Source organism: Ruminococcus bromii, from assembly GCF_002834225.1.
Lineage (GTDB): Bacteria > Bacillota > Clostridia > Oscillospirales > Acutalibacteraceae > Ruminococcoides > Ruminococcoides bromii.
Genome location: NZ_NNSR01000063.1, coordinates 79,483 through 102,389, shown reverse-complemented (window position 1 = coordinate 102,389; position 22,907 = coordinate 79,483). Strand labels below are relative to the sequence as shown.

Sequence of the window (22,907 nt, the reverse complement as noted above, 5' to 3'; positions counted from 1 at the left end):
CTTTCAATTCGGTAGCTCAGATTTAAATTCTGTGCATGCTGTTAAAGATGTCCTCGTGCATAACATGAACCTTTGTGTTTGTTGATTTGCCGACAGCCTTAAGATTTGTCTGAAGCTGTTCAAATCCAATGTTGGATTTGTCAATTTCAACAAGCATAATCATTGCAAACATATCCTGAAGAACGCTCTGCGTTACTTCAACGATGTTTACATCAGCCTTTGAGCAGGCTTCCGAAACTTTTGCAAGGATTCCAACGCTGTCTTTACCGATTACTGTGATAACTGCCTTCATTTTTTACCTCCTGCTTATGCAGATTTTCGTTGGAATTCTGCATAAAACTGCTTTTCTTTATTTGTGCATATTATATAACGATTTTTTAATAAAGTAAAGTGCAATATTGAAAAAATTTTTTTCATATGTTATCATCTTTTTTGTGAGGTGTTTTACTAATGAAAATATGTGATATTCATACCCATTCAAGCAACTCTTTTGACGCTGAAAATACAGTTGAAGAAATGTGTAAAAGTGCCGTTGACAAGGGACTTTTTGCACTTGCAATCACCGACCACTGCGAAGCTCCCGAAATTCCGCTCGGCTCTGAAGGTGAGTACGGAGATTTTAGTAAGTTAATTCCAAAATCGAATTATGAAACTTCGATTATGAAAGATAGATACAAGGGTAAAATCAAAATCCTTAAAGGCATTGAACTCGGTGAGCCGATGCACAATGACGAATGTACAAAAAAAGCACTTTGTTTTGGTGATTTTGACATAATAATCGCATCGGTGCATAACCTGAGAAACAGACCTGATTTTTATTATATGGATTTTAAAAAAGAAGATGTTAAGGCAATACTGAATATGTACTTTGACGAGCTTCTCGAAACCGCGTCCTTTGCCGATTTCTGTACGCTTGCCCATCTTACATATCCTTTGAGATATATAAAGCGTGACACCGGTACTGTTCCAAGTCTTTCGCAGTATCGGGATAAGATTGATCTTATCTACGAAAAACTTATTAAAAAGGATAAGGCTCTTGAAATAAATGTTTCGGGACTGTTCAAGGGACTCGGTGAAACTCTCCCTGCATTTGATGAGATTAAACGCTATCGCGATCTCGGCGGAAAATATATTACCGTTGGAAGTGACGCACACAACATAAATGATGTCGGAAGAGATATTGAAAAGGGGATAGAGCTTGCTTTTAAAGCCGGATTCAAATCATACTATATATATGAAAACTGTTGCCCTTATGAAATAACAATTGAATAACAAAGAATTAAAATAGTTCTTAAAAGCAAAAAGAGGATTTCGCACTGATATGATGTGAAATCCTCCTTGTTTTTTTGAATCCAATATTTAACTGCAGCACATTATACTGCACTTTTCTGAAAATTGCAATACCTTTTTACAAAGTTTTTGCAAGATTTTTTATGTAATCCTTCAATAAATCCTTTGTTTCAGGGTGTTCAAGCCCAATTTCTATCTGAGCCTGCAAGATTCCAAACTTATTGCCCATATCGTATCTCTTGCCCTCAAACTCAACGGCTGTCATTCCTTTTGTTATTGCAATCTCTCTCATTGCGTCTGTAAGCTGAATTTCTCCGCCGATTCCGGGCTTTGTATTTTCCAGAATTTCGAAAATTTCAGCCGGAAGAACGCATCTGTCAAGAATTGAATAAAGAGAAAGAACTTCTTCGGGAGTCTGCGGTTTTTCCTTCATATCGGTGCAGGCAAAAACATTGTCGTGCATATGCTCAACTTTGAGCGAGCCGTACTTATGAATGTCTTTGGCGTCAACCTTTTTAACGCCTACAACGCCTTCACCGTATTCACCGTAATGATCAATGAGCTGTTTGATTGCAGGAACCTTGCCTGTAATAACGCCGTCACCGTACATAACGGCAAACGGTTCGTTGCCCACAAAGGATTTTGCCTTGAGAACGGCATGTCCAAGACCTTTCATTTCTTTCTGTCTGATAAAAGAAATGTTTGCAAGGTTTGAAATATTTCTGACTGTTTCAAGAAGTTCTGTTTTGCCGCTCTTTTCAAGCAGACTTTCAAGTTCGGGAGAAGCATCAAAATGATCCTCCATAAGTCCTTTACCACGGTTTGTGATGATGAGAATATCTGTAATTCCTGCCGCAACAGCCTCTTCAACAATAAACTGTATAGTAGGCTTGTCAACAATAGGGTACATTTCCTTTGGCATATTTTTTGTGGCGGGAAGAACTCGTGTTCCAAGACCTGCCGCCGGAATAACTGCTTTTGTAATGTGCATAGTGTTCCTTCTTTCTGCTTTGTTTTAGAGTTTTATTTAAATAAAAAATATCGGTAGATAATTTGCAACAATCAGTGCGGCTGCAACTGAGATTGCAAGCGGAAGGTTGACGCCGCCTTTGGTTTCAAGAACTTCTGTAAGATGTTCTTTATCTGTTGTGCTTTTGATTTTTTTAATCTTTTTAACTGAATGGTTAAAAAAGCATTTGTTTGCTGTTAAGCCGCATATCAACATCACCGCCATGGAAATTATATTTGCAATCAAGGGTGATAAAAACAGCCAAAAATCTTCGGCTGAAAGTCCAAAATTATTTGAGAGCGAAACAACCTGACCCGAACCCTGTGCCTGAAGTATGTTATTGTATATATTTTGCCAAGCAGGAAGAGTTTTTATATAACCCGAAGCAATTGTAGAACCGAATGTCAGCACGGAGAAAAGTATTCCCAAAGCATACATTTTTCTGTAAAGGAAATATATACCCGACAGAATAAATGCCGTAAAGTTAAATCTGCTCTTTTTGTACTTTTTGATAAAGCTGAAAACTCTCAAATGGTAAGGAGTATTCTTGCCGATATACTTGGCGGCCTCACCTGCCGTAATGTCATCAATAAGCGGTTCATCGCTCTTCATGCCTGCCATAGGGTCAAAAGCGGCAGCCATCTGCGGATTTGTCTGACCGAAAGGAATGCCAAACGGCGGCATTCCTTGATTTTGTTCGAAATTAGGATTAGGCTGACCGTTATTTTGATTTTGCCGAGGATTTTGTGTTTCCTCTTTATTATCGTAAAGCGGCGCTCCGCAGTTACTGCAATAGAACATTTCTTTAGGATTATCCGTACCGCAGCGTTTGCAGACCACTGTACCGCTTTCGTCATTCTGTTCAGCCTGATCATCGGCAGCTCCGGATTGTTCCTTTTCAAAAGAGAAGCCGTCACCGTGTTTGTCTGCAAAATGACAGCGGCCTTCTTTTTCGTAACATTCTCTGTGATGCGGTGCTCCGCATTCGGGACAAACAACAATATCGTCGCCCTTTTTAAATTGCTCACCGCATACCGGACATTTGTATTCTGTAAATTCCATTATTAACCTCCAAGGGGTACATCATATGGTGTACCTACACAACATAATTATAACAAATAGTATCGACAAATGCAACTTGTTTTTGTATATAAGTTCACTTGCAAACAAAATATCTGTTTTTCTTTACTTTTAAAGATAATTTTGTTATAATGTTTAATTGTGAAAGAATAAACTAGATTCAGAAAGGTACATGTTTATGGTACAGTTTGAGGAATTACTTTTAAAGCTTCAGGCCCTCAAGCCTGAAATAGACGATTTGTCCGACGCACTCGGTATGAAGGGTATGCTCTCGGAGATTCAGCAGCTTGAACTCAAGGCAACCGAACCGGGATTTTGGGACGATGTAGAAAAATCACAAAAAGTATTACAGCGTACAGGTTCTTTAAAGGGCAAGGTTGAAGCTTATGAAAACCTTGTTGCCAAATATGAAGATACACACGCTTTGATTGAGCTTGCAAATGAGGAAGAGGACGAATCTCTTCTTGAAGAGGCGGAAAGCGAAGTTGAGGCTGTCAAGGAAAATCTTGAAAAACAGCGTTTGCAGACCTTGCTAACAGGCGAATATGATAAAAATAACGCAATCCTTACATTTCACGCAGGTTCGGGCGGAACTGAGGCTCAGGACTGGGCTGAAATGCTTTACAGAATGTACACCCGTTGGGCAGAGGCTCACGGCTTTAAGGTTAAAGAAGTTGACTACCTTGACGGCGATGAGGCAGGACTTAAAAGTGCTGTGCTTCTTGTTGAAGGTGAAAATGCTTACGGCTACTTAAAGAGTGAGGCAGGCGTTCACCGTCTTGTCCGTGTATCTCCGTTTGACTCGGCAGGCAGAAGACACACAAGCTTCTCATCTCTTGAGGTTATGCCTGAAATTGCAAAGGATACAGAAGTTCACATTCCGCCTGAAGACATTAAAATGGATGTTTACCGTGCCAGCGGTGCAGGCGGTCAGAAAGTCAATAAGACATCATCAGCTGTTCGTCTTACTCATATTCCTACCGGTATCGTTGTTGCCAGTCAGGTTGAGCGAAGCCAGTACCAGAACCGTGATGTCGCTATGAATATGCTTATCTCAAAGCTCGTTGAAATCAAAGAGCGTGAGCATCTTGAAAAGATTGAGGACATCAAGGGTGTTCAAAAGGAAATAACCTGGGGTTCACAGATCCGAAGCTATGTGTTTATGCCGTATACAATGGTAAAGGACCACAGAACCGGCTTTGAAACAGGTAACATTCAGGCTGTTATGGACGGCGATCTTGACGGCTTTATCAACGCATATTTAAAGTGTGCAAGTCTTGGCACACTTCAGAAATAAAATTCATATTATACGGAAAGGCTATGAATCGGTATGAAGTATTTAGTAATGCTCTGTGACGGTATGGCTGATGAGCCAAACGCACAGCTTGATAATTCAACTCCTATGGCAAAGGCTGTTAAGCCTTGTATGGATTACCTTGCCTCAAAGGGCGAGGTCGGAATGGTTAAAACCGTTGCCGAGGGACTTAAGCCCGGCAGCGATGTAGCAAACCTCTCTGTTCTCGGTTACGAACCTGCTGTTTATTACAGCGGCCGCTCTCCGCTTGAGGCGGCAAGTATCGGTATTGACCTTAAAGACACCGATGTAACATTAAGATGTAACCTTGTAACTCTGTCCGATGAAGAAAACTACGAGGACAAGTCTATGGTTGACTACTGTGCAGGCGATATTTCAACAGAAGAGGCAAGAGAGCTTATCAACTATGTTGAGGAAAAGCTCGGCAACGATATTTTTAAGTTCTATTCGGGTGTTGCATACCGCCATTGCCTTGTATGGAAAAACGGCAATCCGCATCCGGGTGAACTCACACCTCCTCACGATATCTCAGGTCGTGTGATTAAAGAATACATTCCAAAGGGTGACGATACTGCCGCTCTCTATGATTTGATGAAGAAAAGTTATGATTTGCTCAAAGATCATCCTGTAAACAAGGCAAGAGTTGAAAAAGGACTTCGTCCTGCAAACTCAATCTGGCTCTGGGGCGAGGGTACAAAGCCTGCTCTTGACAGCTTCTTCGGCAAGTTCGGCAAAAAGGGCAGTATGATTTCTGCTGTTGACCTTCTCAAAGGTATTGCAATTTGTGCCGGCATGAAGAGCGTTGATGTTGAAGGTGCAACAGGCTACATTGATACAAACTTTGACGGAAAGTGCAAAGCCGCAATTGATGAATTCAAAAACGGTGCAGATTTCGTTTATATCCATGTTGAAGCTCCCGATGAATGTGGTCATAGGGGAGAGATAGAAAACAAAGTTAAGGCAATTGAACTCATTGATGAGCATATTCTCAAGCCTGTAACCGATTTTCTCAGAACTTTTGATGATTTTGCCGTACTCGTATGTCCCGATCATCCCACACCTCTTTCTATCCGCACACACACTTCAAATCCTGTTCCTTATCTTATCTATAACAGCAAGAACGAAGTTGACAGCGGCGTAAGCAAATTCTGTGAAGAAGAGGCTAAAAAGACAGGCAACTATATTGAAAAAGGTTTCACAATGATGAACTATTTCCTTTCAAAATAATTTTTTGCTCTATACTACATAATTAACCAAAAAAATAACATCCTTGCAGATATAATGTAATTAAAAATCTGCAAGGATGTTTTTATGTTGTGTTTGTTCATTATCATAACAATAATGAGTATAATTACCTTGTTTGTAATTGTATTTTCTTATGCAGTAAAATTCCTTATCAGAATAATAAAGAAACTTATATGCAGAAAATGATTTAGATAAGTTTTAATGCTTCAACAAGAGCCTTTGAAAGCTGATCGGGGCAGGATGTGCCTCTGCCACGGCAGTCAATGCCTTTTAATCTGTCAATAGCGTCTTTTGCGTCCATACCTTTAACAAGCATACAAATGCCCTGAGTGTTGCCTGAACAGCCGCCAACAAACTCACAGCTTGTGATTTTACCGTTGTCATCAAGTTCAAGATTGATCTGTCTGGAGCAAACTCCCGTAGGAAAATATGAATATTTCATTGTAATACCTCTTTTCATAATTTGAAATCATATTATCACAGAAACAGAAAAAAATCCAGATAATTTTATTTTTTTGTTTTTAAAATTGAAAATCTATGTTATAATTTAAATATAGATTGCACTTTGTTACAAACCTTGCTCCATGTTATGAAAGCAGAGCGTTGTTCTGATTAAAATCCAAGTGCAGATGTTCCATTACTTTAAGAGAATGAAACTATTATAAATATTGTAACAGACATTTACAAAAGCAAATCACAGAAAGTAGGATATAATGTCAATAAATATAGATTTGGGAGTATGGAACTCAATTTTTGCAGTTCCCTCCAAAGTAGTCGATGAAGGATTAAAATTTTCTGACGGCGTAAAGCTTAAAGTCCTTTTGTTTGTCCTTCGTAATGCAGGCTCATCTTTTGATGAATCTGAAATATCAAAAGCCACAGGCGTCAATGTAACGGATATTCCCGAGGCGCTTGACTATTGGGTAAGTATGGGTGTGTTTAATCGAATTGAAAATACCTTTACTCCTGCAAAAAATAACGAGGAATTTGTTCCTGCACCGCAGACTTCCGCTCAAACGGAACAGACACCGCAACCTGTTCAGACTGTTTTACAGCCACAACAGACAGTGCCACAGCCTGTTCAAGCGGTTCGAGAGCCTGTAAAACAGGAAACAGAACAGTCACCAAAGGAAAACGCAGAAGAACCGCAAAAACATTTTACGGCTACAAGACCGCAAAAGCCTGATTTTGTATTTACGGCACAAAGACTTGCAGTTGATGAAGAATTAAAAATGCTCGTTGACGAAACACAGACAACACTCGGAAAAGTTCTTTCAAATTCCGATATTGCAACTCTGCTTATGCTCAAGGATACCTGCGGACTTCCGCTTGATGTTATCTTTATGCTCATTCATTATTGCGTAAGCATTGATAAGGGCAATATAAGAACGATTGAAAATATCGGTATTCAATGGGCAAATGACGGTGTTTATTCGCTTGAGGCGGCTGATAACAAGATTGAGCAGATTCAGAAAACCACAGCTAATTTTTCTGTTGTTTCAAAGGCGTTCGGACTCAAAAATGTCGGATCGCCAACAAAAAAACAGCTTGAATACGGTGACAAGTGGATAAGCGAATGGAAGTTTTCTCCGGAAATGCTCAGAGAGGCGTATGAAAGATGCGTTGATACAAAGGGAACAATGAATCTTCGCTACATTGACGGAATCCTTAAGCGTTGGCACGCAGGCAATGTTCATACAATTGATGAACTTAATAAATATGAAAAGTCAGTAAATAAGCCGTCGCAAAAGCAGGCGTCGTCTTACGATATTAGTGAATTTGAAAAAATTAATTTACTGGAAGATTTTAAATAAGAGGTTAGTATGGGATACAGCAACAGTGTTTATAAGGCCGCTTCGGATATATTACATGAACGCAGGCTTAATGCCGAAAAGGCAGCAGAGAGAAGAAAAGAAGAGGTGTATGAAAGGTTTCCCCGTGTGAAAGAGCTTGAAAAGCAGATTTCCATGAGCGGAATCAAAACCGCCCGTGCAGTTCTTGCAGGCGGAGATGTAAAAGTTGAGGTAGAGAAACTTCGTGACAAAGATCTTGCAATGCAGGCGGAAGTCAAGAGGATTCTTACAGATAACGGATATCCTGCTAATTATTTTGAACCAAAATATTTTTGTAAAAAGTGTGAAGATAAGGGCTACTATGACATTAACGGCAAGACTGTAAGATGTTCGTGTATGAAATCGGCACTTATTTCTTGTGCGTGTGCAGAACTTAACAGATATGCACCCTTGTCGCTTTCTACATTTGAAAGCTTTAATCTTGACTATTATGATAAAACAGTAGATCCTGAACTTAAACTGTCTAACTATGACCTTATGAGTCGAGTTTTTAATTTCTGTCAAAATTATGCCGAAAAATTTAATGAGCATTCAAAAAGCATACTTATGAAGGGGGCAACCGGACTCGGTAAAACTCATCTGTCTCTTGCAATTGCCAATGAAGTAATTAAGAAGGGATACGGTGTAATTTACGCTTCTGCTCCGTCGCTTGTTTCTAAACTTGAAAAAAATTATTTTTCAAACAATGATGATGACTCCGCATTTAGTATACTTGTTGATTGCGACCTTCTCATTATAGACGACCTCGGAACGGAATTTCATTCTCAGTTTGGCGTGTCACAGTTTTACAATATTTTTAATTCAAGAATGTTATCAAACAAGCCTATAATCATAAATACAAATCTCTCGGTTAAGGAGTTGGAAAATAATTATTCTCAAAGATTCGTTTCAAGAATCTGCGGAAATGCTCAACAACTTAATTTTAAGGGAAAAGATATACGAGCTATACGAAGATAATTTTAAGCTTGTTATTTGTAAAAAATCCCATTGCTGCCGCACTTTTTAAAAGCCGCAGAACAGGTTCGGAAATTTTTTGAAAAAATTTTCAAAAAGGTATTGACTTTTAACCCGATATGTCTTATAATTCAAATCGTTGCAAGTTCGGTAGCAATTACATCTTGTGGAATAGTGTAACGGTAGCACGACAGACTCTGACTCTGTTTGTTGGGGTTCGAATCCCTATTCCACAGCCATAGCCCCGAAAGTTTTCGGGGCTTTTTTACTACGAGGTGTAGCGCAGTTTGGTAGCGCACATCGTTCGGGACGATGGGGTCGCAAGTTCGAATCTTGTCACCTCGACCATTCAGCACCGAGCTCTTAGGAGTTCGGTGCTGTTTTTTTAATATTTTGGAGGTAAGTTTATGAAAAAAGTAATCTCATTTGCGGCTGTTCTTATCCTTTGTCTTTCAATCCTTGCCGGTTGCGGTGCAAAGGATGTTAATCTCGGCGATGTTTTGGATAAGATGAATACCGAATACAGTGTAGATGCTACCAAGTACGAAACAAAAGAAGATATGTACAAGTACTATAACATAAATGCCGATGACATCAAGCAGTTTGCCGCTGAGGTCGGCAAGTCTGATACAGACAGCAAAAATACAGAGGTAGTTCTTGTTGAGGCAACTGATTCGGATGCCGCTTCAAGAGTTGAAACTGCTCTTACAAACCGCTATAATTCAATCTTCCAGCAGAATGCTTCCTATTCAGCTGAAGAGCTTGATATGGTGAAAAATTGTAAGGTTACAAAAGACGGTAACTTTGTTACAATGATTATCGGTGAAAAGGCATCCGATATGCTTACAATGTTTAATGACAGCATTAAATAATCGGGTTAAACAAAACATAGGGCGAACATCGTTCGCCCATTTCTTTTGTAGAATAATTTAAGGCAGGATAATAATGTTACAGACTGAAATTCAGAAAAACTTTTCACATATGAACGATATGCAGAAACAGGCAGTTTTCTGCACGGAAGGTCCGTTGCTCATTCTTGCGGGAGCCGGTTCGGGCAAGACCACAGTTCTTGTCAACAGAATAGCCTATATTTTACAGTGTGAGCTTTGCAAGCCGTGGCAGATACTTGCCATTACCTTTACCAATAAAGCGGCAGGAGAGCTTAAAGAACGAATCTGTGCGGCAGTTCCCGAGGGCGGTGCCGACATCTGGGCGGCTACCTTCCATTCAACCTGTGCAAGAATCCTGCGCAGATACGGTGACAGAATCGGTTATACAAGTCATTTCACCGTTTACGGAACAGACGATCAGAAAAAGCTTGTTAAGGATATCCTGAAACAGCTTAATATCGCCGAGAAAACCTTGCCTGTAAAATCAATTCTTTCTGAAATTTCAAAGGCTAAGGATAAAATGCTTACTCCCGAAGAAATGCGTAAGGAGGCTGAATTTGACAGCAGAAAAGCACAGATTGCAAAGGTTTATGAAATCTATCAGACAAAGCTTAAAACAGCCGACGCAATGGATTTTGACGATATGCTTTGTAATACCGTAAAGCTTTTTGAAACAGCACCCGATATTCTTGATTATTACAGAAATCAGTTTAAGTACATTATGGTCGATGAGTATCAGGACACAAACAAGGTACAGTATAAGTTTGTAAGCCTGCTTGCAAGCAAATACGGCAACATCTGCGTTGTAGGTGATGATGACCAAAGTATCTACAAATTCCGCGGCGCTACAATAGAAAATATTCTTTCTTTTGAAAACACATTCAAGAACGCAAAGATGATTCGCCTTGAACAGAATTACAGAAGTACACAGAATATCCTCAATGCCGCTAACGAGGTTATCTCAAATAACACAATGCGTAAGGGTAAAACCTTGTGGACCGAAAACGGTCAGGGTGAGAAAATTAAGGTGCATACAGCCGAAAATGAGCGTGACGAGGCGAATTTTATTGCTCAGACTATTCTTGACGGCGTTGCCGACGGAAGAAAATACTCCGACTATGCAATTCTTTACAGAATGAATGCCCAGTCAAACGCAATTGAGCAGGCTTTGTCACGAAGCGGTGTTCCGCACCGTGTAATCGGCGGTCACAGATTCTATGACCGTGAAGAAATCCGTGATATGGTTGCTTATCTTCAGGTTATAAATAATCCTCATGATGATGTCAGACTTTCAAGAATTATCAATGTTCCAAAGAGGGGAATAGGTGCGACAACCGTTTCCCATGCCGCAGACATTGCCGCAGGACTCGGCGAAAGCATTTACGATGTAATCAAGGAGGCGGAAAACTATCCGCAGCTTTCCCGTGCCTCTGCAAAGCTCAAGGGCTTTGTTGCACTTATTGACGGACTTATTGAAGCCGAGCAGAGCGGCGATTATTCTCTTGCAGAATTATACAATCTTGTGATTGAACATACATCATACGAACAGTATCTTAAAACCGAAAAGGACAACCCCGAGGTTCGTATTGAAAATATCGAAGAGCTTTCTTCAAATATCGTGAAGTTTGAAGAGGACTACGGCGATGAGGCAGACCTTTCGGCATTTCTCGAAGAAATTTCTCTCCAAACCGATATTGATAACTACGATGCAGACGCAGATACCTGTGTAATGATGACATTACATTCGGCAAAGGGACTTGAATTTCCTGTTGTATTCATTGCAGGTATGGAAGAAGGAATGTTCCCGTCTGTTGCGACGATGATGAATCCCGATGAACTCAACGAGGAAAGGCGACTTGCTTATGTCGGAATTACAAGAGCAAAGGAAATTCTCTATTTCACAAAAACAAATTCGAGAATGCTCTTCGGTTCAACAAGCTACAACAAGGGTTCAAGATTCTTAAACGAGATTCCCGATAATCTTCTTGAATACAGCGGCGGAAGAAAGCAGATGTTCACACAGGCATCTTCCGGCTTTGCATCGGGAACAGGTGAAAAAGTTTCCGTCGGCAAATCTTCGGGTAGCTCGTATTCACCGAATAAATCGTTCGGATTTACAAAGCCTCCCGTTAAGAGCGGTGCAGTGTTCAATGTCGGAGATTGTGTTCAGCACAAGGTATTTGGCAAGGGTATGGTAATGAAAGCCGAGAAAATGGGCAATGATACAATGCTTGAAATTGCCTTTGACAAAGCCGGCACAAAAACTCTTATGGCAAACTATTGCAGTAATATGAAAAAAATCTGAGGTGATTAAAGTGCTTATATCATCAAAAAAAATTCTGTGCCTTGCAATTTCTGCGTTGACAGCTTTTTCTGTGTGCTTTACAGGCTGCGGAAAAGACACGCAGTCTTCTGTATCCGCTACCGAGAAAACAACCGCTGTTGCTGCTTCACAGCCTGTAACAAAGGCGGCAACTTCCGATGAACAGAAGCAAGAACCAACATGGAATTATTCCGAACTTAAAAGAAAATCTGCTGATATCAGCAACACCCTTGATGATATAATTACAAGCAACAAGTATCGCGGAACGGTTTATGTGAAAATTGGAAATGCCCTTGAATATATCGGCACTAACGGATTTTCAGATAAGGACAGGCACACAAAAAATTCTACGGACACATGCTTTAGAATTGCTTCGCTCACAAAGCAGTTTACCGCAGTTGCGGTTATGCAGCTTGTTGAGGACGGAAAGCTTTCGCTTGATGATACAATCGACAAATATTTTCCGTCATACAAATACGGCAAAAAAATCACCGTTAAAAACCTGCTCACAATGACGGCGGGCATAAAGGATTACATCAACAAAGACGGCGATACCAATACCTATGCATACAACGAATCACAGATTGAATTTAAGGTTTCAGCCAAAAATTCCGCAAAGAAAAATAAAAAAGCCGTAATGGACTGGATTTTTAATCAGAAACTCAATTTTGAACCTGATGAAAAATATATGTATTCAAACAGCGCATATTTTCTTCTCGGTGATATTATTGAACAGGTCAGCAAGACTTCATACGAAAAATATGTTAAAGAGAAAATTCTCAAACCGTCGGGAATGATGAGCACAGGCTTTGAGAGCACAGATAAACTTGCAGTCGGATATCAGGATATATACGATAACGTGTGGACTTTATATCCCGGTGTAGGATATTCCGCAACAAGTTTAATTTCAAATGTTCCCGATTTACTCAAATGGGTTGACGCTCTCTGTACAAACAAGCTTGTTTCGGAAGAAACTTTTAAAGAAATGACAACACCTTACAAGGACAATTACGGTTACGGTTTTGTTGTATCAGAAGAAAGTAATGCGGTTTCTCACACAGGAAAAATCGACAAATATAATGCCGCTCTTGTTTTCACCAAAGACGGAAATCAAATTTATATAGCACTTTCAAACTATTCAAACAGCAGTCCGATTGCTCTGTTTAATAACATTCAGAAAACGCTTGCTCCGTTTTACGGATAAATTTCGGCTGTTAATCACCAAAAACAAAAACCTCCATAAAATGTATTGTTACAGTGCATTTATTGAACTGTCAATACTTTTACGGAGGTTATTTTTATGTCAGATGTACCTTTCTGTTCCTCGGAAAATGTATGTGCCGAAGGTAATGGGCAAACCAACGGCTGCGAACCTGTTTGTATCAATGTTTCACGAATTTATGACAGTTGCGGAGCAAAAGACTGCCTTTCAAATCTGCCTGTTATGTTTACCGAAGCAAACCAGAAAATTATTGATGGGGCTTGTTCCGTAAAGATAAGCAATGTGCGCATAATTACATCTACGGTAGAGGTTGAGCCTGTTGCGTTCCATCGTGGCTTTTATTCGGTTGATATAATGTACTATTTCGCTGTCACCGTAGAAGCCTACACAGCTGCAGGTGCAATTCCCGAAACCGTTACAGGTATTGCAATGTACGGCAAAAGGGTTGTGCTTTACGGCGGAGAGGGCTGCGTAAAGTCATTCTCCAGCGACGAAGATGTTGTTTGCGATACATCGGATTCGGATTGTCCGTGCAAATATCCCTGCTGTCTGCCGAGAGCAACGGTTCAGGTTTCAAACCCAATGGCATTGTCCGCAAAGCTTCAGGATTACAACAACGCAAATCCGTCTGCTGTTTGCAGAGCATTTCCAAATTGCGTTATTGATTATCTTGACGGAGAGCCTGCACAGCCTGAAACACAGCGAGTGCTTGCCACAATCGGTATTTTTACAATCACAAGGCTTGAAAGAGATGTTCAGATTATGATTCCGTCCTATGATTTTTGTGTTCCCCGCAAGGAATGTCCGTCAACACCTGATGACCCATGTGAAGTTTTCAGTAAAATTGATTTCCCGACAGATTCATTCTTTCCGCCGAGCACAATACATCAGGGTGATTGTGACTCCTCTCATACATCTTCTTACAAATGCGGTTGTGAAAACTGATTGCACAGATAAAACGGGGCTGAGTTCAGTCCCGTTTTGTTATGTTAATTTGCAATTGTTTCATAAAGTAATTTAATTCCGCTTTCAATTTTTTTGTCCTTAATTCCCGAAAAACTTAGTACAATCATATTTTCGGCTTTGTTGAACTGCATAATTTTAATTGATGCGTCATCAATTTTTTTTGTAACAGCTTCGCCGATTATTTTATCCTTGAAAAACAGAGAAACATAAAGAGAGGTTTCGTTGAACACAATTTTAACGGAGGTCCCGAAATATTTTTTTATGCTTGAAAGCATAAGCTTACTTTTTTCAAGATAAATTCTTCTTGCTTTTCTCAGATGAACATCAAGCTTGCCGTTGTTAATGTACTTTGCAAGGGCAATTTGTTCCGTTTTTGACGCTGTCTGATTGGTGTATTTTTTGATTTTGTTGTATTCATCGGTTAATTTTTGCGGAAGAACCATATAACTGATTCTGACAGAGGGAAGAAGTATCTTTGAGAAAGAGCCGAGATAAACCGTGTTTTCGGTATCATAATTCTGCACGCACGGCATAGGATGCGTGCTGTATCTAAGCTCACCGTTGTAATCGTCCTCAATAATCAAAACATTGTTTTCCTTTGCCCATTTAATTATCTCAAGTCTGCGTGTAACAGGCATTGTAATGTTGCTGTTTACGGTAAAATTAGGATTTAAAAGAATTATATCGGGATTGATTTCTTCAAGTGAATCAATACAGGCTCCGTATTTATCGCATCGAAAATATTTGATGTCATAACCGTGACTGTTGAACACATATTCACTCTGAATGTAGCTGTAATCCGCAAGTGCGATTTTTTTATTATTACCGAGAAGTGAACAGAGTATGTGCAAAAGAGTCTGAGTACCTGCTCCGACGATAATATTTTCGTAGGAGGTGTTTACGCTCCGTGTGCCTAAGCTGTATTTTTGCAACGCATTTCTCAAAATTTCTTCACCCTGTTCTTCACCGTATGAGGTGAGCAGATAATTTTGATTTAAAACTTCTTTTACATACTTTTTCCATTCGTTTATATTGATTATACCGTCATCAATACTTTTACTGCTGAAATCATATTCATAATACTTTTTTGACTTGTTTGCGGCAGATGACGCTTTATCTGCTTTTGAGGGAGTATCGCTGAACTGCGCCTCAACATAGTAGCCACTCTGGGGCTTGTTTGAAATATATCCCTCGGCGCAAAGCTGTTCATATGCACCGTTGACAGTAGTTTTTGAAACATCAAGGTCGGCGCTCAATCGCCTTATTGACGGAAGCTTTGTTCCTTTTTTAAGACTGCCCGTTTCAATTGACTTTCTGACAGACATATAAATCTGCCTGTAAAGCGGAGTTTTATCTTTTTTATTGATAATTATAAAATCGTACAGCATAACATCACCTCTTATATTTTAACATTTTAAAAATATTATTGCAATATTGGTGTATACGGTTGAAATTGTAACTTTAAAAATGTATAATTAAAAGGTATGGCATAATCCTGCCAATACGGTATAAAATACTAAAATGGCATAAAATACTAATTGTAGAGGGGATTTTACAATGAACGCTATGGCTGATAAATTTTTTGACAGCATAAAAGGAAAAAAAGTTACTTTTATCGGAATCGGTACAAGCAATCTTCCGCTTATAAAGCTTTTTATCGAAAAAGGTGCAAAAGTAACGGCTTGCGATAAGAAGAATTTTGAAGATTTGGGACAGAACGGCATAAAGGCAAAGGAATACGGTGCGGAGCTTTTGCTCGGCGAAAACTATCTTTCCAAGATTGACGCCGATATCGTTTTCAGAAGTCCCGGCACACCTTTTTACAAGGATGAGCTTGTCGCACTTCGTAGTAAGGGTGTTGTTCTTACATCTGAAATGGAAGTGTTTTTTGACCTTTGCCCGTGCAAAATTATTGCTGTGACAGGTTCTGACGGCAAAACAACCACAACTACAATTATTTCGGAATTTTTAAAGGCGGCAGGTCTTAATGTTCACCTCGGAGGCAATATCGGCAAGCCGCTTCTTCCGGATATTGAAAGTGTGAATGATGATGATTTTGCGGTAGTTGAGCTGTCGAGCTTTCAGCTTATCTCTATGAGAAAAAGTCCGGACATCGCTGTGGTAACAAACCTTGCTCCAAATCACCTTGACATACATAAGGATATGCAGGAGTATATTGATTCAAAGAAAAATATCATTCTTCATCAAAACGCTTTTTCAAAGGCTGTCCTTAATCTTGACAATGAAATCACAAACGGTTTCTCTGACAGCGTAAGAGGTCAGCTTGCAAAGTTCTCCGTAAAACAAAATGTTTCAAACGGTGCTTTTCTTGACGGCGATACAATCTGCTATAATGACTACGGAAAAATTACCCGCATTATGAACATTCATGACATCAAAATTCCCGGTATGCATAATGTGGAAAATTATCTTGCCGCTATTTCTGCCGTATGGGGACTTGTAGATGTTGAAACAATGGCAGCTGTTGCAAAAACCTTTGGCGGTGTTGCTCATCGTGCAGAGTTTGTAAGAGAGGTTGACGGTGTTAAGTATTACAACGATTCAATTGCGTCAAGTCCTACAAGAACCGCACTCGGCACACTTTCGCTTTACAGCCGGAAAATCTGCATTATTGCAGGCGGATATGATAAGCATATTCCGTATGAGCCGCTCGGCCCCGTAATCAACGATAAAGTAAAACTCCTTATTCTTCTCGGTGATACTGCCCCGAAAATTGAAAAAGCCGTTAAAGAGGCTTCAAACTATGACGCAGATGAAATTGAAATCGTCAATGTAACAAATATGGAAGAGGCTGTAGCTGTTGCCCGTGAGCGTTCAACAAAGGGAGATATTGTTTCGCTTTCACCCGCAAGTGCAAGCTTCGGACTTTACAAGAATTTTGAAGAAAGAGGTAATCACTTCAAGTCAATTGTCAACGCTTTGAAGTAAGATATACAATGAACACAAAAGAACTTATTTTTGAACTCTGTTGTGCAATGGGTGTGTCGGGCAGGGAAGAACCCGCTTTGTCTGTTGCCGAAAAGTTTTTATCGGATTACACGGATGACATAAAGATATCAAACGGCAGTCTTATGGCTGTTTGCGGTAACAAAAATTCAGATAAAACCATATTGCTTGACGCTCACATTGACCGCATAGGATTTATGGTTACCGAAATAAATGAAAACGGATTTGTAAAAGTTTCTCCGTGCGGAGGAATTGACGCAAGAACTCTTGCCGATACTCTGCTTTGTCTGCAGCACAATCCCGATATAACAGGTGTTGTATGCTGTATGCCTCCTCATCTTTCCGACGGAAAAGAGGACAAGGCTATGCCAACCGACAAAATCTGGGTTGATTTCGGTCTGCCGTATGATGAAGTTAGTAAACTCATTTCATTCGGTGATATGCTGACATTTGCCTCAAAGCCGGCAAATCTTTTGAACGGCAGAATTGTTGCGCCTTGCCTTGATAACAGATGCGGTGTTGCATCACTTGTTAAGTGTGCAGAGTTATTGAAAGACAATGAAACAGATTATAAAGTAATTATCCTTTTAAGCTCTCAGGAAGAAACATTTGGCACAGGCGCTAAAACAGGTGCTTTTACAGTTGAAGCAGACGAGTCAATTGTTGTTGATGTAAGCTTTGCATCTCAACCGGATGTTTCGGGATTCTATTCTTCAATTGAGCTTAACAAAGGTCCTATGATTTGCATTTCTTCAATTCTCAACAAAGAAATGAGCAAATCGCTTGAAAGTGTTGCAAAGAATAAAAATATACCGTATCAGCTTGAACCGATAGCAGGCAGAACCGGTACGAATGCAGACCATATTACAATCAGCGGAAAAGGTGTAAAAACTGCTGTTGTATCAATCCCACAGCGATATATGCATACACAGAATGAAGTTATTTCTGTAGCTGATGTTGACAATACGGCAAAGCTTATTGCCGAATACATTAAATGCGGAGGTGCTTTCAATGATTGACATAAAATTGCTTGAACAGCTTTGCCTTTGCAACGGTATTTCGGGTGATGAGGGGAATGTTCGCAATCTGATAATTAACGAGATAAAAGACTGTGCCGATGATATTAAAACAGATAATCTCGGCAACCTTATTGTGTTTAAAAAGGGAAAAAAGTCTGCAAAAAGCAAGCTTATGGTGTCGGCACATATGGACGAAGTAGGTCTTATGGTAACGGATATAACATCTGACGGCTATCTTAAATTTGACGAGGTCGGCGGAATTGACAGAAGAGTTCTTCCGGGCAAGCGTGTATGTGTTGGCAGAAACGGTCTTAACGGTGTTATCGGTGTGAAACCGATTCATCTTACAAACGGTGATGAAAAAACTGCTGTTCCGAAAATGAGTGATATGTACATTGATATCGGTGCCGAAAGCAGGGAAGATGCGCTTAAATATGTAAGCTACGGTGACAGTGTTAATTTTGAGGGCGACTTTAAGATTAACGGAAGAACTGTTGTTACAAAGGCACTTGATGACCGTTTCGGCTGCTATGTGCTTATCAACCTCATAAAATCCGAACCCGAATATGATATGTATTTCACATTTGTCGTTCAGGAAGAGGTGGGATTGCGCGGTGCAAGACCAGCGGCTTTTACGGTCAATCCTGATTTTGCTCTTGTTATCGAAAGCACAACTGCCGCTGATGTTGCAGAGGTTGATGTATCTCATCAGGTATGCAATTTGTCAAAAGGCGCAACGGTTACCGTAATGGATAGGGCGACAGTTTATGATAAAGAAATGATAAGTGCCGCTTTTGAACTTGCCGAGAAGAATAACATAGCTGTTCAGTATAAGAGAGCGGTTGCAGGCGGTAATGATTCGGGTGCAATTCATCAGAGCAGAGGCGGAGTGAGAACTCTGGCGGTATCACTTCCGTCAAGGTATATTCATGCTCCTTCAACTGCGGCAAATCTCGATGATTGCGAAAGCGTTTTAAAACTTGCAAAAGTATTGTCCGATTATATTGCGGGCGGAAATTTAGCGAAAGGAAAGACGGTCTGAATGATTGTAACCGCCAATGAAAATTATATAAATGTAATTATGAATCTGTCAGCGGAAGATCCGTTTGCGTGCAGAATAATTTCTCAGTACAACAGTTACGATTCATCGCTTGCTTTCGTTGACTACTGGACGATAATTGACGATAAAACAGATGAGTGCACAGGTGCAATTTCCCGATGCGGAACAAGCTTTATTTTATTTCTTACAGATAAAACAAATCTTGAAGAGGTTTCGTCATTTATGCGTGTTGCAGGTGCTTCAAGTGCAATATGCAGCGGAGATTTCAACCTTAATTTATACGGCAGTAAATCCGTTTCGGGCGTTATTCTGAAAAAATCAGAACCGTTTCAAAATGTTGACGAAAGTATAAATTTTGATGTTCCCGATATTAAAGAGGTTTATAATCTCATCGTAAGCTGTGCCGATGAAAATTTCGTTCCGCCGCCGTTTGATGATTTTTATGTTGATGTGAATCACAAGCTTCGTCATAATGCAACGAGGATGTACGGAGTTTATGACGGTACAAAACTTGTTGCAATGGCTATGACCGTTGCCGAAAGCAGTAACGGTGCCGTGTTGGGTGCGGTATCGTGTCATCCTGACTACAGAAAGCACGGCTACGGTTCAACTGTTGTAAAGTACATATCCAACAGACTGGTTGCCGAGAACAAGACCGTGTATCTTCACAGAGCCAAGAATGCAAATCAGTCGTTTTATAATAATCTCGGTTTTGAACAGTGCGGAATATGGTGTGAATACTATTTTGAAAGGTGATATATTTGAGTTTTTTTGATATAGATGAAAGAGTTATAAAAGCATCCGAAAAGGCAATGGAGCTTTGCAAGGACAAGCTTGCGGAGATTGACGATATTCAGGAATACAACCAGCAGAAGATGATAAAGGCTTTTCAGCTTGCAGATGTTCGTGAAAGTCACCTTTGGGGGTCTACGGGCTACGGATACGACGATGCAGGCAGAGAGGCTCTTGACAAGGTCTATGCCTATGTTTTTGATGCAGAAGACGCACTTGTTCGTCATAATTTTGTCAGCGGTACACATGCCCTCACAGTTGCACTTTTCGGCGTTTTAAGGCCGGGGGACACAATGCTTTCCATAACAGGAATGCCGTATGATACAATCCGTTCTGCCATAGGCATTGAGGGTGACTATCCCGGTTCACTCAAGGACTTTTCAATAAAATTTGAAATGACCGAACTTAATCCTGACGGCACACTTGACTATGACAAAATCGCAAGTGACATTGCAGAGAAAAAGCCTAAAATTGTTTACATACAGCGTTCAAGAGGTTACAGCACAAGACCTACGCTCACATGGAGAGAAATCAAAAAGCTTTGTGAAATTTCAAGAGCCAATTCGCCCGAAAGCATTATTATGCTCGATAACTGTTACGGTGAATTTATTGATAAGGTTGAACCTTTGTCGGTTGGTGTAGATATGATGGCAGGCTCTCTTATCAAGAACCCCGGCGGCGGTATTGCTCCTACAGGCGGATATATTGCAGGTAAGAAAGAACTTGTAGAGATGTGTGCCTACAGACTTACCACTCCCGGTACAGGCAAAGAAATCGGTGCTACCCTTAACGCAAACAGAGAACTTTTTATGGGTGCATACCATGCTCCTCATGTTACGGGTGAAGCACTTAAAACTGCAGTATTTGCATCGGCACTTTTTGAAATTCTCGGTTATGAAACCAGTCCTAAGTACAATGATGCAAGAGGAGATATCATTCAGCTTATCATGCTCGGTAATGCCGAAAAGGTATGCCGCTTTTGCGAGGGCATTCAGAGCGGTTCGGCTGTTGACAGCTTTGTATCTCCGATTCCGTCTGATATGCCCGGCTACGAAAGTCAGGTAGTTATGGCGGCAGGCGCATTTACTCTCGGTTCATCTATTGAGCTTTCGGCAGACGCACCGTTGCGTGAGCCCTATGCAGTATGGATGCAGGGAAGTCTTAACTTCCACAGCGGTAAGCTCGGTGTAATGCTTGCGGCAAGTAAGATTTTAAGAGATGAAAAATAATATAATCCTGTTTCTTTGATTATAACAGCAAATAAAAAATCCCGCTTACAAAAGCGGGATTTTTTTCTATGATTTTTTATTGCGTAAGTTTTTAAAAAAGTCGGTGAGAAGTTTTGAACACTCCTCTTGCATAATGCCGCCCACTGATTCAGGCTTGAAATTGAACGGCATTTGGAACAGATTCGTAATTGTACCGCAAGCGCCGTTTTTTAAGTCGTATGCACCGAAATATACCTTTGGAATATGAGCGTTGATTATTGCACCTGCACACATAGGGCAAGGCTCAAGCGTTACATAAATTTCACAGTTCCACAATCTCCAACCGCCAAGCTTTTGACAGGCATTGCAGATTGCGTCTGTTTCGGCATGAAGAAGAGCGTTCTTTTCTTGCTCACGCCGATTTCTGCCCACGGAGATTATTTCATCGTTTCTGACAATTACCGCACCGACGGGAACTTCGTTTTCTGCAGCGGCAATTTCAGCCTGTTCAATTGCTTTTTGCATATAATATAAGTTTTTATCCATTGCTTATCAAACCTAAATTTGTAATTGTAGTCAATAGAAAAAGTACAAGTGAAAGTATGATGCCGGGATTTACAAGAAACGCAGTCATTTTCTCTTTTAAGTTAAGTTCGCTCACAATTTCGTTTTTCTTATCGGACATTTTAAAAATATTTTCATTCCTTTTTGCAAGAACAATGTATGAAACAAATCCTGCAATACAGAAGAAAATAATCAGGCTGTAGCTTATTATTGTTGTCACATAATCGGAAACGATGCCTGCATCTCTTAAAATGCTCATGGTAACAGCATATAGGTTATTAAGAAAATGGATTGCAATTGACGGAAAAATCGAATTGAACTTGCAGTCAATGTATGCAAAAATAAGACCTAAAATGAATGCAAACGGAATTTGTGATATATTCTGATGCATTGCTCCGAATAAAACAGCAGAACCGATAATTGCAACAGTGTCACCGTATTTTCTCAGAGAACCCATAACAATTCCTCTGAATGCAAATTCCTCTGCAAACGCAGGAACAATTGCGGTTGAAACAATATTCAAAACAATACTCAAAATACTCGAATCTCCGCTTGACAGTCCCGAAGATGTGTTTTCAATTCCGAAAAGCGAGAAATTGTCAACTACAATGCTCGTTGCAACATTTGCAATCATAGCGCCTCCCATTCCGAGGAACAGAATGGGTATCATACTTTTTTGTTTTACATATTTTGTGCTGATAATATCATTCAAACTGTTTCTTGAAAGCTTTATATAGAAAAATGCAGGAACAACAACGGCAAATACAGAAATGAATATATCAATAAAGTAATTTAATAATGCGTAGTTGTTTGATAAAATAAAACCTGCCGAGCCGAGATTCTTGAAAACTTCGGCGATAATCACAGCACAGGCTGTCATTGTCAGCGAATACGCAAATACGAAGAAGCCCAATCCGCTTGACTTTTGCTTGAGATTATCATACTGCATATCTTTTTTGAAATTACGGTTATAATTAAGATTATCGCCGTAAAACGGCATATTATTACCCGAAAACTGATTGTTTATCAAATTATCACACCCTTAAAGCTATTCTAACATAGAGATATATTATTTTCAAGGGAGTAAACCTCCGCATAAAGTATTATTATTGACAAAAAATACATCAATGTGGTATCATACAAGTAGTTA

General features: G+C 39.9%; 21 protein-coding genes and 2 tRNA genes. 16 read left to right on the top strand and 7 right to left on the bottom strand.

Annotated elements, in window-relative coordinates; all coding sequences use genetic code 11:
* Positions 1–22 precede the first annotated feature (22 nt).
* Positions 23–292: an ACT domain-containing protein gene (locus RBATCC27255_RS06780; protein ID WP_101029309.1), complete on the bottom strand. Its 270-nt coding sequence runs from the start codon at positions 290–292 to the stop codon at positions 23–25.
* Between the two features lie 158 nt (positions 293–450).
* On the opposite strand from RBATCC27255_RS06780, the gene RBATCC27255_RS06775 reads away from it, so the two are divergent.
* The gene (locus RBATCC27255_RS06775; protein ID WP_101029308.1) at positions 451–1,272 is read left to right on the top strand and encodes a histidinol-phosphatase HisJ family protein; all 822 of its coding nucleotides are present in this window, start codon (positions 451–453) and stop codon (positions 1,270–1,272) included.
* A 136-nt stretch (positions 1,273–1,408) separates the two neighbouring features.
* Here RBATCC27255_RS06775 and galU read toward each other — a convergent pair whose 3' ends face one another.
* A complete protein-coding gene (galU, locus tag RBATCC27255_RS06770; RefSeq protein WP_101029307.1) occupies positions 1,409–2,281 on the bottom strand; it encodes a UTP--glucose-1-phosphate uridylyltransferase GalU in 873 nt (290 codons plus the stop codon).
* Positions 2,282–2,317: 36 nt separating this feature from the next.
* A complete protein-coding gene (locus RBATCC27255_RS06765; protein WP_101029306.1) occupies positions 2,318–3,361 on the bottom strand; it encodes an RING finger protein in 1,044 nt (347 codons plus the stop codon).
* Between the two features lie 196 nt (positions 3,362–3,557).
* On the opposite strand from RBATCC27255_RS06765, the gene prfB reads away from it, so the two are divergent.
* Together prfB and RBATCC27255_RS06755 are read left to right on the top strand one after the other, a co-directional pair.
* Entirely contained in the window at positions 3,558–4,676 is a 1,119-nt protein-coding gene (gene prfB / locus RBATCC27255_RS06760; protein WP_101029305.1) for a peptide chain release factor 2, read from the top strand.
* A 33-nt stretch (positions 4,677–4,709) separates the two neighbouring features.
* Positions 4,710–5,921: a cofactor-independent phosphoglycerate mutase gene (locus RBATCC27255_RS06755; RefSeq protein WP_101029304.1), complete on the top strand. Its 1,212-nt coding sequence runs from the start codon at positions 4,710–4,712 to the stop codon at positions 5,919–5,921.
* 205 nt (positions 5,922–6,126) lie between these two features.
* On the opposite strand, the gene RBATCC27255_RS06750 is transcribed toward RBATCC27255_RS06755, so the two are convergent.
* A complete protein-coding gene (locus tag RBATCC27255_RS06750) occupies positions 6,127–6,381 on the bottom strand; it encodes a TIGR03905 family TSCPD domain-containing protein (RefSeq protein WP_101029303.1) in 255 nt (84 codons plus the stop codon).
* Positions 6,382–6,652: 271 nt separating this feature from the next.
* On the opposite strand from RBATCC27255_RS06750, the gene RBATCC27255_RS06745 reads away from it, so the two are divergent.
* The 8 genes from RBATCC27255_RS06745 to RBATCC27255_RS06710 all read left to right on the top strand — a co-directional run bounded on the left by RBATCC27255_RS06745 (position 6,653) and on the right by RBATCC27255_RS06710 (position 14,126).
* Positions 6,653–7,753 (top strand): DnaD domain protein, encoded by a 1,101-nt coding sequence (locus tag RBATCC27255_RS06745; RefSeq protein ID WP_101029302.1) that lies wholly within the window; start codon positions 6,653–6,655, stop codon positions 7,751–7,753.
* A 9-nt stretch (positions 7,754–7,762) separates the two neighbouring features.
* Positions 7,763–8,749, top strand: a complete 987-nt coding sequence (locus RBATCC27255_RS06740; protein WP_101029301.1) for an ATP-binding protein — start codon at positions 7,763–7,765, stop codon at positions 8,747–8,749.
* A gap of 162 nt (positions 8,750–8,911) precedes the next feature.
* Positions 8,912–8,985, top strand: a tRNA-Gln gene (locus RBATCC27255_RS06735).
* Positions 8,986–9,017: 32 nt separating this feature from the next.
* Positions 9,018–9,094, top strand: a tRNA-Pro gene (locus tag RBATCC27255_RS06730).
* Positions 9,095–9,153: 59 nt separating this feature from the next.
* Entirely contained in the window at positions 9,154–9,618 is a 465-nt protein-coding gene (locus RBATCC27255_RS06725) for a DUF4358 domain-containing protein (RefSeq protein WP_101029300.1), read from the top strand.
* 73 nt (positions 9,619–9,691) lie between these two features.
* Positions 9,692–11,941, top strand: coding sequence for an ATP-dependent helicase (locus tag RBATCC27255_RS06720; protein WP_101029299.1), 2,250 nt, complete (start codon positions 9,692–9,694; stop codon positions 11,939–11,941).
* 10 nt (positions 11,942–11,951) lie between these two features.
* A complete protein-coding gene (locus RBATCC27255_RS06715; RefSeq protein ID WP_169923282.1) occupies positions 11,952–13,163 on the top strand; it encodes a serine hydrolase domain-containing protein in 1,212 nt (403 codons plus the stop codon).
* A 96-nt stretch (positions 13,164–13,259) separates the two neighbouring features.
* Positions 13,260–14,126, top strand: a complete 867-nt coding sequence (locus tag RBATCC27255_RS06710; protein ID WP_101029297.1) for a hypothetical protein — start codon at positions 13,260–13,262, stop codon at positions 14,124–14,126.
* Between the two features lie 44 nt (positions 14,127–14,170).
* On the opposite strand, the gene pdxR is transcribed toward RBATCC27255_RS06710, so the two are convergent.
* Positions 14,171–15,535: a MocR-like pyridoxine biosynthesis transcription factor PdxR gene (gene pdxR / locus RBATCC27255_RS06705; protein ID WP_101029296.1), complete on the bottom strand. Its 1,365-nt coding sequence runs from the start codon at positions 15,533–15,535 to the stop codon at positions 14,171–14,173.
* A gap of 169 nt (positions 15,536–15,704) precedes the next feature.
* Between pdxR and murD the strand changes: the two genes are divergently transcribed.
* Genes murD through RBATCC27255_RS06680 form a run of 5 tightly spaced genes read left to right on the top strand, consistent with a single transcriptional unit; the run spans position 15,705 to position 21,214 of the window.
* On the top strand, positions 15,705–17,096 hold the full coding sequence (murD, locus tag RBATCC27255_RS06700) for a UDP-N-acetylmuramoyl-L-alanine--D-glutamate ligase (RefSeq protein ID WP_101029295.1): 1,392 nt from the start codon (positions 15,705–15,707) through the stop codon (positions 17,094–17,096).
* Positions 17,097–17,104: 8 nt separating this feature from the next.
* Positions 17,105–18,133 carry a M20/M25/M40 family metallo-hydrolase gene (locus tag RBATCC27255_RS06695; RefSeq protein ID WP_101029294.1) on the top strand — a complete coding sequence of 343 codons (1,029 nt, stop codon included), beginning with the start codon at positions 17,105–17,107 and terminating at the stop codon, positions 18,131–18,133.
* Entirely contained in the window at positions 18,126–19,175 is a 1,050-nt protein-coding gene (locus tag RBATCC27255_RS06690) for a M42 family metallopeptidase (RefSeq protein WP_101029293.1), read from the top strand. The genes RBATCC27255_RS06695 and RBATCC27255_RS06690 overlap by 8 nt, the downstream gene beginning before the upstream one ends.
* Entirely contained in the window at positions 19,176–19,949 is a 774-nt protein-coding gene (locus RBATCC27255_RS06685) for a GNAT family N-acetyltransferase (protein WP_101029292.1), read from the top strand.
* Positions 19,950–19,954: 5 nt separating this feature from the next.
* Positions 19,955–21,214 (top strand): methionine gamma-lyase family protein, encoded by a 1,260-nt coding sequence (locus RBATCC27255_RS06680; RefSeq protein WP_101029291.1) that lies wholly within the window; start codon positions 19,955–19,957, stop codon positions 21,212–21,214.
* A 66-nt stretch (positions 21,215–21,280) separates the two neighbouring features.
* Here the strand turns inward: RBATCC27255_RS06680 and RBATCC27255_RS06675 are convergent, their stop codons facing one another.
* Both RBATCC27255_RS06675 and RBATCC27255_RS06670 read right to left on the bottom strand, forming a co-directional pair.
* Complete coding sequence (locus RBATCC27255_RS06675) at positions 21,281–21,739, bottom strand: nucleoside deaminase (RefSeq protein ID WP_101029290.1); 459 nt, start codon at positions 21,737–21,739, stop codon at positions 21,281–21,283.
* Positions 21,732–22,787: a CPBP family intramembrane glutamic endopeptidase gene (locus RBATCC27255_RS06670; protein WP_101029289.1), complete on the bottom strand. Its 1,056-nt coding sequence runs from the start codon at positions 22,785–22,787 to the stop codon at positions 21,732–21,734. The genes RBATCC27255_RS06675 and RBATCC27255_RS06670 overlap by 8 nt, the downstream gene beginning before the upstream one ends.
* Positions 22,788–22,907 lie beyond the last annotated feature (120 nt).